At 70.9% G+C, this 12,843-nt stretch carries 15 protein-coding genes; 10 read left to right on the top strand and 5 right to left on the bottom strand.

Annotated elements, in window-relative coordinates; genetic code table 11:
- Positions 1-309 (bottom strand): malonate decarboxylase acyl carrier protein, encoded by a 309-nt coding sequence (gene mdcC, locus ABIC30_RS03845; protein WP_042671880.1) that lies wholly within the window; start codon positions 307-309, stop codon positions 1-3.
- Positions 310-347: 38 nt separating this feature from the next.
- The gene (gene mdcA, locus ABIC30_RS03840; RefSeq protein ID WP_020091537.1) at positions 348-1,994 is read right to left on the bottom strand and encodes a malonate decarboxylase subunit alpha; all 1,647 of its coding nucleotides are present in this window, start codon (positions 1,992-1,994) and stop codon (positions 348-350) included.
- Between the two features lie 227 nt (positions 1,995-2,221).
- On the opposite strand from mdcA, the gene madL reads away from it, so the two are divergent.
- The 3 genes from madL to ABIC30_RS03825 all read left to right on the top strand — a co-directional run bounded on the left by madL (position 2,222) and on the right by ABIC30_RS03825 (position 4,226).
- Positions 2,222-2,653 (top strand): malonate transporter subunit MadL, encoded by a 432-nt coding sequence (gene madL / locus ABIC30_RS03835; RefSeq protein WP_042671878.1) that lies wholly within the window; start codon positions 2,222-2,224, stop codon positions 2,651-2,653.
- A gap of 17 nt (positions 2,654-2,670) precedes the next feature.
- On the top strand, positions 2,671-3,435 hold the full coding sequence (madM, locus tag ABIC30_RS03830) for a malonate transporter subunit MadM (RefSeq protein WP_026604683.1): 765 nt from the start codon (positions 2,671-2,673) through the stop codon (positions 3,433-3,435).
- Positions 3,436-3,557: 122 nt separating this feature from the next.
- A complete protein-coding gene (locus ABIC30_RS03825; protein ID WP_020091534.1) occupies positions 3,558-4,226 on the top strand; it encodes a GntR family transcriptional regulator in 669 nt (222 codons plus the stop codon).
- A 15-nt stretch (positions 4,227-4,241) separates the two neighbouring features.
- On the opposite strand, the gene ABIC30_RS03820 is transcribed toward ABIC30_RS03825, so the two are convergent.
- Positions 4,242-5,126 (bottom strand): NmrA family NAD(P)-binding protein, encoded by an 885-nt coding sequence (locus ABIC30_RS03820; protein ID WP_020091533.1) that lies wholly within the window; start codon positions 5,124-5,126, stop codon positions 4,242-4,244.
- A 74-nt stretch (positions 5,127-5,200) separates the two neighbouring features.
- On the opposite strand from ABIC30_RS03820, the gene ABIC30_RS03815 reads away from it, so the two are divergent.
- The gene (locus tag ABIC30_RS03815; protein WP_026604682.1) at positions 5,201-5,635 is read left to right on the top strand and encodes a winged helix-turn-helix transcriptional regulator; all 435 of its coding nucleotides are present in this window, start codon (positions 5,201-5,203) and stop codon (positions 5,633-5,635) included.
- 72 nt (positions 5,636-5,707) lie between these two features.
- On the opposite strand, the gene ABIC30_RS03810 is transcribed toward ABIC30_RS03815, so the two are convergent.
- Both ABIC30_RS03810 and ABIC30_RS03805 read right to left on the bottom strand, forming a co-directional pair.
- Positions 5,708-6,079 carry a cell division protein ZapA gene (locus tag ABIC30_RS03810; RefSeq protein WP_020091531.1) on the bottom strand — a complete coding sequence of 124 codons (372 nt, stop codon included), beginning with the start codon at positions 6,077-6,079 and terminating at the stop codon, positions 5,708-5,710.
- A 42-nt stretch (positions 6,080-6,121) separates the two neighbouring features.
- Positions 6,122-6,406 (bottom strand): DUF4164 family protein, encoded by a 285-nt coding sequence (locus ABIC30_RS03805; RefSeq protein WP_020091530.1) that lies wholly within the window; start codon positions 6,404-6,406, stop codon positions 6,122-6,124.
- A 450-nt stretch (positions 6,407-6,856) separates the two neighbouring features.
- Between ABIC30_RS03805 and gap the strand changes: the two genes are divergently transcribed.
- From gap to ABIC30_RS03775, 6 genes are all read left to right on the top strand, one after another.
- Entirely contained in the window at positions 6,857-7,861 is a 1,005-nt protein-coding gene (gene gap / locus ABIC30_RS03800; RefSeq protein WP_012317185.1) for a type I glyceraldehyde-3-phosphate dehydrogenase, read from the top strand.
- 89 nt (positions 7,862-7,950) lie between these two features.
- Positions 7,951-8,445 (top strand): hypothetical protein, encoded by a 495-nt coding sequence (locus ABIC30_RS03795; protein WP_026604681.1) that lies wholly within the window; start codon positions 7,951-7,953, stop codon positions 8,443-8,445.
- Between the two features lie 34 nt (positions 8,446-8,479).
- Positions 8,480-9,682, top strand: coding sequence for a phosphoglycerate kinase (locus ABIC30_RS03790; protein ID WP_020091528.1), 1,203 nt, complete (start codon positions 8,480-8,482; stop codon positions 9,680-9,682).
- Between the two features lie 377 nt (positions 9,683-10,059).
- Positions 10,060-11,130 (top strand): class II fructose-bisphosphate aldolase, encoded by a 1,071-nt coding sequence (fba, locus tag ABIC30_RS03785; protein ID WP_020091526.1) that lies wholly within the window; start codon positions 10,060-10,062, stop codon positions 11,128-11,130.
- Positions 11,131-11,149: 19 nt separating this feature from the next.
- Positions 11,150-11,794: a thiamine phosphate synthase gene (locus tag ABIC30_RS03780; protein WP_354454109.1), complete on the top strand. Its 645-nt coding sequence runs from the start codon at positions 11,150-11,152 to the stop codon at positions 11,792-11,794.
- Between the two features lie 17 nt (positions 11,795-11,811).
- The gene (locus ABIC30_RS03775) at positions 11,812-12,843 is read left to right on the top strand and encodes a tetratricopeptide repeat protein (RefSeq protein WP_354454107.1); all 1,032 of its coding nucleotides are present in this window, start codon (positions 11,812-11,814) and stop codon (positions 12,841-12,843) included.

The raw sequence follows: 12,843 nt of genomic DNA, 5'->3' as shown, positions 1-12,843 counted from the left end.
TCAGGCCTCCATCAGCCGCGCGCCCTGGAGCAGGCGCAGCGACACGGTGTCGGGGCGAGCGCCGCCGTCGTTGATGCTGATGCGGAGGCCGCCCGGCTGCGCCCGGGCAACGAAATCGGCCACCACCGCCTCCCAGACGTCGCCGTAGCCGGCGATCGGGGTCTCGATGGCCACCTCGCAGGCATCCGGCGGCAGCACCCGCTCCAGCAGGATCTCCAGGTTGCCGGAGGCGACGACGCCGGTGATCGCACTCGGCGCCGAGCCGGCCAGCGGCTTCCTGGTGGTGTGGCGGAAGGTCAGGGATTCCATCGCCGGCTCCTCGGGTGCGGATACGTCATCGCGCGACGCTACCAGTTCCGGAAGCGGGCGGGCGGCTCGTAGAGCCCGCCGGACCAGTGCACGAGATCCTTGATCGACTTCGCGGCGAGCAGTGCGCGGTCGGCGTCGAGCGGCTCGATGCCCAGATCCTCCGGGCGTCGGATGACGCCCCGGGCGCGCAGCTCCTCGACCTTCGCCCGGTCTCGACCGCGACCGACCTCGGTGTAGCCGGCCACGCCCCGGATCGCCTGCTCGCGCTCGTCGGCGTCGCGGCAGAGCAGGAGGTTGGCGATGCCTTCCTCGGTGACGATGTGAGTGACGTCGTCCGCATAGATCATGACCGGCGCCAGCTCGAGGCCGATCTTTTTGGCCAGTTCGAGGGCGTCGAGCTTCTCCACGAAGGTCGGCACCAGCTTGTCGCCGAAGGTCTCGACGAGCTGCACGACGAGCTTGCGCCCGCGCATCAGTGCCGGATCGCCGACGATCTGGCCCTCGCGGCCGGCCTTCATCCAGGCGTCGGAGGGGTGGCGTCGTCCGTGCGGGTCCGACCCCATGTTGGGCGCCCCGCCGAAGCCCGCCACCCGCGACTGGGTGATGGTCGAGGAATGGCCCATCAGGTCGATCTGCAGGGTCGCGCCGATGAACATGTCGCAGGCGTAGAGGCCGGCGGTCTGGCAGAAGGCCCGGTTCGAGCGCAGGCTCCCGTCGGCGCCGGTGAAGAAGACGTCCGGCCGCTCGCGGATGTAGCGGTCCATCCCGACCTCGGAGCCGAAGCAGTGAACCTGCTTGACCCATCCGGACTCGATCGCCGGGATCAGGGTCGGGTGCGGATTCAGCGCCCAGTGCGTGGCGATCTTGCCCTTGAGGCCGAGCTTCTCGCCGTAGGTCGGCAGCAGCAGCTCGATCGCGGCCGTGCCGAACCCGATGCCGTGGTTGAGCCGCTTGATGCCGTACTCCGCGTAGATGCCCTTGATCGCCATCATGGCGATCAGGATCTGCGTCTCGGTCATCGCCGCCGGGTCGCGGGTGAAGAGCGGCTCCACGTAGAAGGGCCTGTCGGCCTCGACCACGAAGTCGATCCGGTCGCCCGGGATGTCGACTCGCGGGACCGCGTCGACGATCTCGTTGACCTGCGCGACCACGACGCCGTTCTTGAAGGCGGTCGCCTCCACGACGGTCGGCGTGTCCTCGGTGTTCGGCCCCGTATACAGGTTGCCGTTCCGGTCGGCCGAGACGCCGGCGATCAGCGCCACGTTGGGCGTCAGGTCGACGAAGTAGCGGGCGAACAGCTCCAGGTAGGTGTGCACCGCCCCGAGCTCGATCTGGCCGCCGTAGAGCATCTTGGCGATGCGGGCGCCCTGCGGGCCCGAATACGAGTAGTCGAGCCGCTTCGCGATCCCGGTCTCGAACACGTCGAGGTGCTCGGGCAGCACGATTCCCGACTGGACCATGTGCAGGTCGTGGACCTTCCCGGGATCGCAGGCGCTCAGGCCGCGGGCGAGGCAGTCGGCCTGCTTCTGGTTGTCGCCCTCGAGGCAGACACGGTCGCCGGGCCGCAGGATGGCCTCCAGGAGGTCGACCACGGCTCCGGCCGGCACGACCTTGCCGTCCGCATGGGCGCGCCCCGCCGCGATCCGCGCGTCGCGCGCCTGCCTCTCACCGCGCCACTCGCCCATCCGCGTGCTCCCACCGGTGTACCGAACGTCATATAGCGGGCGCTCTGGTATTCTCAAACCCTTCTCTATCACAGTTTCGTATACGGGATTGCGCACCTGTCAATATCTTGCATACTTTCACCAACGGCCCCCGAGGCCGATCCGGGAGGGCAACGCGCTATGTCGCACGCGTCCATACGGCCGTCGGATGCGGCCGGAAGAGCCGCTTCCTGGAAGGGGCAACGCCGATGATCGTCCTCGGTGTCGCCCTGCTCGCCGCCTGCACGCTGGTCGGCGTGTATCTCGGCGATCTCCTCGGCCTGGCCCTCGGCGTGAAGGCCAATGTCGGCGGCGTCGGCATCGCCATGATCCTGCTCATCGCCGCGCGCCTGTGGCTGTCCCGCCGGGGCCGCCTGACGAAGGGCGTTCAGTTCGGCGTCGAGTTCTGGGCGGGGATGTACATCCCGATCGTGGTCGCCATGGCGGCCCAGCAGAACGTCGTCGCCGCCGTGAGCGGCGGCCCGATCGTGCTGATCGCCGCGACCGGCTCCCTGGTCCTGTGCTTCGGCGCGGTCGCCCTGCTGAGCCGGATCGGCCGGCGCGATCCCGGCGGCGGCCCCGTCGAGCACGGCGGATCCGTGATCGACGGCGACGCCGACCCCATCGCCAGGAAGGGATGATCGCCATGGGACCCGACATCTGGCACGGCATCGAGCACGTCTTCGTCGAGCAGAGCCTCGTGGCCGCCTTCGCGGTGGTCGGCGCGCTGATCCTGGTCTCGAACTTCGCCGCCAAGCACCTGACCAACGGCCGGGTCCACGGCTCCGCGATCGCGATCGTGCTCGGTCTGGTGCTCGCCTATGTCGGCGGGCTCTACACGGGCGGGAAGAAGGGCCTCGCCGACATCCCGGCGCTCGCCGGGATCGGCCTCATGGGCGGGGCGATGCTGCGCGACTTCGCCATCGTCGCCACCGCCTTCGAGGTGGACGTGATCGAGGCGCGGCGCGCGGGCCTGCTGGGTGTCCTGGCGCTGGCGCTGGGCACGATCCTGCCGTTCATCGTCGGCACCCTGACCGCCGTGGCTTTCGGCTATCACGACGCGGTCTCGATCACGACGATCGGCGCCGGGGCGATCACCTACATCGTCGGGCCCGTCACCGGCGCGGCGATCGGCGCGGATTCCACCGTGATGGCGCTGTCCATCGCCACCGGAGTGACCAAGGCGGTGATGGTGATGGTCGGAACGCCCCTGGTCGCCCGGCTGATCGGCCTCGACAACCCGCGCTCGGCCATGGCGTATGGCGGCCTGATGGGTACGGTCAGCGGAGTCGCCGGGGGCCTCGCGGCGACGGATCCGAAGCTCGTCCCCTACGGCGCACTGACGGCGACGTTCCACACCGGCATCGGTTGCCTCGTCGGACCGTCGATCCTGTTCCTGACGGTGCGGGCCCTGGTCGGCTGACGCGTCGGCTCACCGGCTTCCCGGCCGAACAGCGGATCCGCACGCGCGGATTAGGGTATGGTCCCGCATCGTCTTCCCGAGGACGGGCAGGCGCCGCTCAGGGGACGATCGAGGAACGGCGGATGCACGGCGACTTCCAGAAGATCGACAGCGGGCTGCTCTCGGACCGGATCCGCGACGCGCTCACCGACGCCATCGCGTCGGGGACGATCGCGGCCGGTACGGCCCTCGACGAGCAGAACCTCGCCGATCGCTACGGCGCATCGCGCACGCCCGTCCGTGAGGCGCTGCGCCAGCTCGCGGCCTCGGGCCTCGTGGAGATCCGGCCCCGGCGGGGCGTGGTGGTGGCGCGCCTGACGCCGCAGCGGATCGCCGACATGTTCGAGACGACCGCCGAGATCGAGGCGATGTGCGCCCGGCTGGCCACCTACCGGATGACGCCCCTCGAGCGCGGGGAGCTGATGGAGCTCCACGAGGAATCCGCCAAGGCGGTCGAGGCGGGCGACGTCGACGCCTACGACCGATTCAACCGCGCCTTCCACGAGGCACTCTACACGGCGACGCACAACGGCTTCATGGCCGAGCAGGCCCTGGCGATCCGCGAGCGGCTGGCCGCGTTCCGGCGCACGCAGCTCCGCCACGCCGACCGGATCCGCCGCTCGCGGGAGGAGCACGGCGAGATCCTGTCGGCCATCGCAGAGGGGGACGGCGAGACGGCCGCCCGTCGCATGCGCGCCCACATGCTCAGGGCCGCGGCGGCGCTGGGGCGCTACATCGCCGAGACGGAGTGACGGGCCGGCGCGGGTTCAGAGCCGCGCGACGGCGTCGCGCACCGTGGACCGGTAGGGCGTCGTCGGCCTGCCGATCAGCGCGCTCAGCTGACGCGTGTCGTCGTTGAGGGCGCCGCGGGCCGCGGCCGCGTCCGAGTCGGCGAGCAGCGCCGCGAAGTCCGCCGGCATCCCGGCGCCGACCAGCGCCGCGCGGTATTCGGCCTGCGGCAGATCGCGGTACGTGACCGGCTTGCCGGCGGCCGCAGCGATCGCCGCGGCGAACTCGGTCAGCGTGTAGGCCTCGTCGCCCGCCAGCTCGTAGACGCGGCCGCCCTGCCCGTCGCCGGTGAGAACCGCCGCCGCCGCCGCGGCGTAATCCGCCCGCGCCGCCGAAGCGATCCGCGCGTCGCCCGCGCAGCCGAGGACGGCCCCATGGGCGAGCGCCGGCGCGATGCCGGCGGCGTAGTTCTCCGTGTACCAGCCGTTGCGCAACACCACGAACGGCACGCCGGAGGCTTCGAGCAGATGCTCGGTCCGACGATGCTCCTCGGCCAGGGCGAGGGCCGACGTGTCGGCGCGCAAAACACTCGTGTAAGCGATCAGGCCGGCACCGACCCGCTTGGCGCTGTCGATGACGTTGCGATGCTGCGCCACGCGCCGGCCGATCTCGCTGGACGAGATCAGCAGGAGACGCTGGATGCCCTCGAGCGCCGCGTCCAGGCTCGTCGGGTCCGCGTAGTCGGCCCGTCGGACCGCGACGCCGAGGCTTCGCAGGCTCCGTGCAGCCTCGCCCTCGGTGTCGCGCGCGCCGGCCATCACCGCGCTGGCCGGTACGCGATGCAGAAGCGCCGCGACGACTTGGCGGCCGAGTTGGCCCGTGGCGCCGGTCACGAAGTAGGTCGGCTGACTGGTCGAGCTCATGCTGGCTCCTCATGGTTCAATATCGGAGCAAGGTCACTAGATGAGACCGTCAGCGCGGTGAAGGAGGCAGGATTTTGGGACCAGGTTACTCGAAGGAAACCGCGGTGCCGCTCGCCCGCGCCGAGCTGGCGGCCAAGTACGCGGCCTGGCAGGCCGGCACCCTCGATCCGGCGGCGTGCCCGGTGCGGGACGTGCTGGATCGGGTCGGCGACAAGTGGTCGATGCTGCTCCTCATCGCCCTGGCCGACGGGCCGCACCGGTTCAGCGCCCTCCTCCGGACGCTGCCCGACATCTCGAAGCGGATGCTGACGCAGACGCTCCGGGACCTGGAGCGGGACGGTTTCGTCGCGCGGACGGTGTTCCCGACGAAGCCGCCCAGCGTCGAGTACCGGCTCACGGATCTCGGGGCCGCCTTGCTCGAGCCGCTGGCGCGCCTCGTGCAATGGGCGGAGGAGCGTCACGGCGCGATCCGGGCGGCGCGGACCCGGTTCGACGCAGCGCCCCTCTAGGAGCGTCGCGCGCGGCCTGCCACGGCTTCTTGGGGACGTCGGACCTCGCGCTGTCCGCCCGCGCGAAGAGGGTCAGGCCCGCGGCGCCGATCCGCCGAGGGCGTCGGCGAGCCGCCCGATATGCTCGGCCGCCCGGCCGATCCCGAACGCCGCCCGCTCGGCATCGTCGACCCGCCCACGCTCGGCGGTCTCGGCGGCAGCGCGCAGCTCCGCGACGCTGCTCTCCAGCGACGCGATCCGCGACCGCAGCTCCGCGAGTTCGTCGGCGATGGTCAGCGCCGCCATGACCTGCAGGCGCATGTCGCCGATCTCGCCGAAGCTCTTGCGCATCTCGCCGATGCGCCCGTCGAGGAGGGCAGCGAGACCGGTGAGATGCGCCTCCTCACCCTCGCCGCAGGCCATGCGGTAGCTGCGGCCGTCGATGGTCACGTTGATCTGCGGCAAGGATCGCTCCGGTGGTCGCTCCGACAGGCTTGAGCGGTGGCGTCAGGCGCGTCCGAGCACATCCTGAACGGTCTCGATGGCCCGGTCGAGCCGGTGGCCGACCTCCCCGGTCGTCGCCGAGACCGTGGCGAGGCGGGCGCTCGCCGCGTCCAGGGCGGCGGCGAGCCGGGCCCGGTCCTCGTCCATCAGGGCGAGTTCCGCGTCCCGGTCGTCGGGCTGCGCGTCGGTCTCGAGGTGATGCTGGACGACGGCGTCGAGGCGGTTGATCGCCGCTTCGAGCCGGTTGAGGGCGTCGTCGATGGAACGGGTCTCGGTCTCGTCGGCCATGGTTCTTCGTCTATCCCGACGCGAAGCTTTCCGTCGAATGCAGGCGAAATTCCAGCGCGAAAACGCGTTCGATCCCCGATCCGGTCGCTGATCGAATGGATCGTCGCGATCCCTGTTTATTGGTCGGTGGATCGAAGGTCTTTGTCACAGCCACGCGTTTGACAGGTCGAGGCTCCATGCTAGACAGCCGCGCGATCCCGAGAGGGACCGCGCGAGACATGCCGGAGGGCCGGTCCGCGACAGTTCCGAGGCCTCAGCCAGCACCGTCCGAATTGACGGTCACGGGCGTGGAAGCCCGGCCTCTCCCGGTCCGGTTCATCGCAGGTTCAAACCCGCCCGCCCAGATCCCGCCCGGCCCGGCCCGGACGGTATGGCGGGCCGCCGAGACCGCTCCGCGGACCGCCCCCCTGAGGTCCGGCGCGGCGAGCCGCATCAGGAAGGAGTCACGCCGTGACGAAGGTTGCCATCAACGGGTTCGGGCGCATCGGCCGCAACGTCCTGCGCGCGATCGCGGAAGCCGGCCGCAGCGACATCGAGGTCGTGGCGATCAACGATCTCGGCCCGGTGGAGACCAACGCCCACCTGCTCCGCTACGATTCCGTGCACGGCCGCTTCCCCGGCGAGGTCGCGGTCGACGGCGAGTTCCTCGTGGTCAACGGCAAGCGCATCAAGGTCACGGCCGTGCGCAACCCGGCCGAGCTGCCGCACCGCGACCTCGGCGTCGACATCGCCCTGGAATGCACCGGCATCTTCACCTCGAAGGACAAGGCGAAGGCCCATCTCGACGCCGGCGCCAAGCGCGTTCTCGTCTCGGCCCCGGCCGACGGCGCCGACCTGACGGTGGTCTACGGCGTCAATCACGACAAGCTCACGGGCGAGCACCACGTGGTGTCGAACGCCTCCTGCACCACGAACTGCCTCGCCCCGGTGGCGAAGGTGCTGGACGAGGCCGTCGGCATCGAGCGCGGCTTCATGACCACGATCCACTCCTACACCAACGACCAGCCCTCGCTGGACCAGATGCACAAGGATCTGTACCGGGCCCGCGCCGCGGCGCTCTCGATGATCCCGACCTCGACCGGCGCGGCCAAGGCCGTCGGCCTCGTGCTCCCGGAGCTCAAGGGCAAGCTCGACGGCACCGCGATCCGCGTGCCGACCCCGAACGTCTCGGCGGTCGACCTCGTGTTCACGGCCAAGCGCGCGACCACGGTCCAGGAGATCAACGACGCCATCAAGGCGGCCGCCTCCGGCCCACTCAAGGGCGTCCTCGGCGTCACCGACCGGCCGAACGTCTCGATCGACTTCAACCACGATCCGCACTCGTCGACCTTCCACCTCGACCAGACCAAGGTCATGGACGGCGTGCTGGTGCGCATCCTGACCTGGTACGACAACGAGTGGGGCTTCTCGAACCGCATGGCCGACACGGCCGTGGCGATGGCCAAGCTCATCTGAGCCGGACTTCAGCGGTCGCCGCCTCCCTTGAGGCCGGCGGCCGCACCTCTCTTCGGACGGCCTTTCTTCGAACCAGGGACTCTCCAGGGATGACCGACGCTTCGCAGGGCACGTCGAGCGGGCCGGCTGCCGTGCCGCCCGCCCCCAGGCCGGCTCCGCCGCCGCCCACCACCCAGACCGCACCACCTCCCGTGGCGACCGCCGCGCCCGCCGCCTCCGCGCTCCCGTCCCACGCGCTCCCGGCCAACCAGCTCTTCGATCAGCTCGCGCGCATCGAGGACAAGTGCTCGCGCATCGAGGACAAGTACGCCCGCTCCGAGGCGCTGCTGTCCCGCGTCGAGGACAAGGTCGAGAACGCGGCGAACCGGATGAACGAGTCCGCCCGCCAGTCCGACCTCGCCGCGCTCCGCACGGAGATGCGCGGCCTCGCCGAGCGCACCCGGCGCCTGCCCGGGACCGGCGCCCTCGTCCTCACCGCCGTGATCACCGCCATCCTGACCGTGGTCCTGATGGTCGCCGTCCAGCGGCTCAACCTCGACCGCCTGCTGCCGCAGCGGGCCACCATCGGCACCACCGCGCAGTAACCGCCCCGCCCCGAACAGGACCGCACCAGACCGCATGAGCGCCTTCCGCACCCTCGACGATGCCGGCTCCCTCAAGGGCAAGCGGGTCCTCATGCGCGTCGACCTGAACGTGCCCATGGAGAACGGGCGGGTGACCGACGCGACCCGCATCGAGCGTGTCGCGCCGACGATCCGCGAGGTCGCCGAGCAGGGTGCCAAGGTGATCCTGCTCGCCCATTTCGGCCGCCCGAAGGGCAAGCGCGAGCCGAAGGATTCGCTGGAGCCGGTGGTCCCCGCCCTCGGCGCGGCCCTCGGGCGCAGCGTCGCGTTCGCGGCGGACTGCGTCGGCGACGCGGCCGCGCAGGCGGTGGCGGCCCTGAAGGACGGCGATGTCCTCCTGCTCGAGAACACCCGCTACCACGCGGGCGAGGAGAAGAACGACGCGGCCTTCGCGGACGCCCTGGCGGCGAACGGCGACGTCTACGTCAACGAGGCCTTCTCGGCGGCTCACCGCGCGCACGCCTCCACCGAGGGTCTGGCGCACCGGCTGCCGGCCTACGCGGGCCGCGAGATGCAGGCCGAACTCGACGCGCTGACCAAGGGCCTGGAATCGCCCCAGCGCCCGGTGATCGCGCTGGTCGGCGGTGCCAAGGTCTCCTCAAAGATCGACCTCCTCGAGAACCTCGTCGCCAAGGTCGACATGCTGGTGATCGGCGGCGGCATGGCCAACACCTTCCTGCACGCGCAGGGCAAGGCGGTGGGCAAGTCCCTCTGCGAGAAGGATCTCGCAGAGACCGCCACGCGCATCCTGGCGGCGGCCGAGAAGGCCGGCTGCCGGATCATCCTGCCGGTCGATGCCGTCGCCGCGACCGAATTCAAGGCGCAGGCCCCGCACGAGACCGTGCCGGTCGATGCCGTGCCGGACGCGAGCATGATCCTCGACGCCGGTCCGCGCTCGGTCGCCGAGATCAACGCCGCCATCGACGGGGCAAAGACCCTGGTGTGGAACGGCCCGCTGGGCGCCTTCGAGCTCGCCCCGTTCGACGCCGCGACCGTGGCCGCCGCCAAGCACGCGGCGTCCCGGACCGAGGCCGGCCAGCTCGTCTCGGTGGCGGGCGGCGGCGACACGGTGGCCGCACTCAACCACGCCGGCGTGGCGCAGGACTTCACCTACGTCTCGACCGCCGGCGGTGCCTTCCTCGAGTGGCTGGAAGGCAAGGCCCTCCCGGGCGTCGAGGCGCTGCGGGCGAAGGGCTGAGACGGCCGCCTTGCTCTCCTCCCCCTTCGACCGAGCCCTATCTACGGTACCGGCCTCCATCGGCTGGGGGGCCGAGTCGATCGGTGACGACGTGGCGAACGCGACCTTCGAGATCCTGAAGGGCATCCGGGCGCGTGGCGATGCCGGCTATGGCGGGCGGCTTCGACGCGCGTGTCAGCGCGATCGCGGAGGCCGTCGTAGCCCTGGAGAACCGGTCCGGGTGCCGATCATCCGCCGAAAGAATGCCCTGCGCCGCGTCGGAGATTGACCGAAAGCAAGGCACTCGGCAGAGCGACACGATACAGCTCAGCTGAGGGCCTGACGGCAACTCCAGCGATCGGGCGGACGACGAAACGGGAAACGGGAAGACACGCACGATGGCACGCATCACCCTCCGGCAGCTCCTCGATCACGCCGCTGAGTACGAGTACGGCGTGCCCGCCTTCAACCTGAACAACATGGAGCAGGGGCTCGCCATCATGGCGGCCGCCGACGCCACCGACTCGCCGGTGATCCTCCAGGCGAGCCGCGGCGCCCGCGCGTACGCCAACGACGTCGTGCTCGCGAAGCTGATCGACGGCCTCGTCGAGATCTACCCGCACATCCCGGTCTGCATGCATCTCGACCACGGCAACAACGAAGCCACCTGCGCCACCGCCATTCAGTACGGCTTCACCTCGGTGATGATGGACGGCTCGCTGAAGGCCGACGGCAAGACCCCGGCCGATTACAACTACAACGTCGAGATCACCCGCAACGTCACCAAGATGGCCCATTGGGCCGGCGTCTCGGTCGAGGGCGAGCTGGGCGTGCTCGGCTCGCTGGAGAGCGGCCAGGGCGAGGCCGAGGACGGCCACGGCGCCGAGGGCACCCTCAGCCACGACCAGCTCCTGACCGACCCGGACGAGGCGGTGAAGTTCGTTGAGGCGACCAAGGTGGACGCGCTGGCGGTCGCCATGGGCACGAGCCACGGCGCCTACAAGTTCACCCGCAAGCCCGACGGCGAGGTGCTGGCGATGAACGTGATCGAGGAGATCCACCGCCGCCTGCCGACGACCCACCTCGTCATGCACGGCTCCTCCTCGGTGCCGCAGGACCTGCAGGACATCATCAACCAGTACGGCGGCCAGATGAAGCCGACCTGGGGCGTCCCGGTCGAGGAGATCCAGCGCGGCATCAAGCACGGTGTGCGCAAGATCAACATCGACACCGACAACCGCATGGCGATGACCGGCCAGATCCGGAAGGTGCTCACCGAGAACCCCTCCGAGTTCGACCCGCGCAAGTACCTGAAGCCCGCCATGGAGGCGATGACGAAGCTCTGCAAGCAGCGCTTCGAGGAGTTCAACACCGCCGGGAAAGGCTCGAAGCTCCGCCCGATCTCCGTCGCCGAGATGGCCAAGCGCTACGCCAGCGGCGCCCTCGACCCGAAGATCGGCCCGCAGTAGGCGCGGGTTCTCGGCTTCCATGAGCAACAGCGCCCGTCTCGCCCTGCTCGGACCGCACGGTCTAGACGCGGAGGGCATCGCGGACTTCGTGACGGTCCTGAAGGCCGCCTGCGAAGCCGGCGATGTCGCCGCCGTGATCCTGCGGCTCGCCGCCACCGACGAGCGCGAGCTGACGGCCCGCGTCAAGTCGGTCGCCCCGATCGTGCAGGAGCGCGGCGCGGCGCTGGTCGTCGCCTGCCCGGGCTTCGCCGGCGACCTCGCCACGGTGGCGATCCGCGGCGGGGCCGACGGCATCCACGTCGACAAGCCGCGCGACCTGAAGGACCTGCGCGGCCGGCTCCGGGACGGCCGCATCCTCGGCGCGGGCGGCTTGGAGACCAAGCACGGCGCGATGGAGGCCGGCGAGGCCGGCATCGACTACCTGATGTTCGGCGGCCTGTACCCGGACGGCGTCGCGCCTGATGCGGAGACGGTCCGGGCCCGCGCCGCGTGGTGGGCCGAGATCTTCGAGACGCCCTGCATCGCGGTGGCCGCCGCCGCCGACGAGATCGCGCCGCTCGCCGCGACGGGTGCGGAGTTTGTCGGCCTCGAGAGCGGCCTCTGGCTGCAGGATTCCGGCGCGGTCGAGCGGGCCCAGCGTGCCGTCCGGGAGATCGAGGCGTGAGGGGCCGCGACGTTCGCTTGGCGGCTGCTCTCGCCGGGGCCGCGCTGCTGGCGGCGCCGGCCTGGGCGGCCTCGGGGCCGGCCGATCCGGCCCGGACCGCGGCGCCCGGCTCGCTCGGACCCGCGGCGCAGACCGGCAAGGCGTCGATGCCGGAGCTGCCGAGCCCCTACACGCCGAACTACGCGCGGGGCGCCGTGCCGCCGCCGGGCAGCCAGCCGCCGGATTTCGCCTACGGCGCCTACCAGAAGGGCCAGTACGTCACCGCCTTCCGCGAGGCGACGAAGCGCATCGAGGCGAATCCCAAGGACGCCGCCGCCATGACGCTGCTCGGGGAGCTGTACAATCAGGGCCTCGGCGTGAAGCAGGATCCAGTGAAGGCGGCCGACTGGTACCGCCTGGCCGCGGCGCAGAACGACGCCTCCGCCATGGCGTCCCTCGGGTTGATGGCCCTTGACGGCCGCGGCATGCCGAAGGACCCGAAGGGCGGGCGGCGCTGGCTCGAGCGGGCGACGGCCCAAGGTTCGCCGACCGCGGCCTACAATCTCGGACTGATCCTGATCGGCACCGGCGCCACCGCCGACGAGGCGGCGGCGGCGGCGCAGTTCCGCAAGGCGGCCGACGCCGAGATCGGCCCGGCCCAGCACGATTTGGGCGTGCTCTACCTGCAGGGCCGCGGCGTGCCAAAGGACCCGTCGAAGGCCGCGGAGCTGTTCCGGCGCGGCGCCGACAACGGCGATCTCGCCAGCGAGGTCGAGTACGCGATCCTGCTGTTCAACGGCACCGGCGTCACCAAGGACGAGCGCGCGGCCGCGCGGTACTTCTTGCATGCGGCCTCGCGCGGCAACGCCATCGCGCAGAACCGCGTCGCGCGGCTCTACGCCGTGGGTCGCGGCGTCGCCAAGAATCCCGTGGAGGCGGCCGCCTGGAACCTCGCGGCGGCCGGACAGGGCCTGTCCGACGCGTGGCTGGATCAGACCCTCTCCGGTCTCTCGGCCGACGAGCGCACCAGGGCGGAGCGTCTCGCCAACGAGCGGATCGAGCAGCGCTGA

This window comes from Methylobacterium sp. 1030 (assembly GCF_040544715.1).
In the GTDB taxonomy this organism is placed as follows: domain Bacteria; phylum Pseudomonadota; class Alphaproteobacteria; order Rhizobiales; family Beijerinckiaceae; genus Methylobacterium.
This window is presented reverse-complemented; position numbering and strand designations above follow the sequence as displayed.

Excerpts from the sequence above, each read along its gene's own strand:
- mdcC (WP_042671880.1), bottom strand. The coding sequence starts at position 309 with ATGGAATCCCTGACCTTCCGCCACACCACCAGGAAGCCGCTGGCCGGC.
- mdcA (WP_020091537.1), bottom strand. The coding sequence starts at position 1,994 with ATGGGCGAGTGGCGCGGTGAGAGGCAGGCGCGCGACGCGCGGATCGCG.
- madL (WP_042671878.1), top strand. The coding sequence starts at position 2,222 with ATGATCGTCCTCGGTGTCGCCCTGCTCGCCGCCTGCACGCTGGTCGGC.
- ABIC30_RS03825 (WP_020091534.1), top strand. The coding sequence starts at position 3,558 with ATGCACGGCGACTTCCAGAAGATCGACAGCGGGCTGCTCTCGGACCGG.
- ABIC30_RS03820 (WP_020091533.1), bottom strand. The coding sequence starts at position 5,126 with ATGAGCTCGACCAGTCAGCCGACCTACTTCGTGACCGGCGCCACGGGC.
- ABIC30_RS03805 (WP_020091530.1), bottom strand. The coding sequence starts at position 6,406 with ATGGCCGACGAGACCGAGACCCGTTCCATCGACGACGCCCTCAACCGG.
- ABIC30_RS03795 (WP_026604681.1), top strand. The coding sequence starts at position 7,951 with ATGACCGACGCTTCGCAGGGCACGTCGAGCGGGCCGGCTGCCGTGCCG.
- ABIC30_RS03790 (WP_020091528.1), top strand. The coding sequence starts at position 8,480 with ATGAGCGCCTTCCGCACCCTCGACGATGCCGGCTCCCTCAAGGGCAAG.
- fba (WP_020091526.1), top strand. The coding sequence starts at position 10,060 with ATGGCACGCATCACCCTCCGGCAGCTCCTCGATCACGCCGCTGAGTAC.
- ABIC30_RS03780 (WP_354454109.1), top strand. The coding sequence starts at position 11,150 with ATGAGCAACAGCGCCCGTCTCGCCCTGCTCGGACCGCACGGTCTAGAC.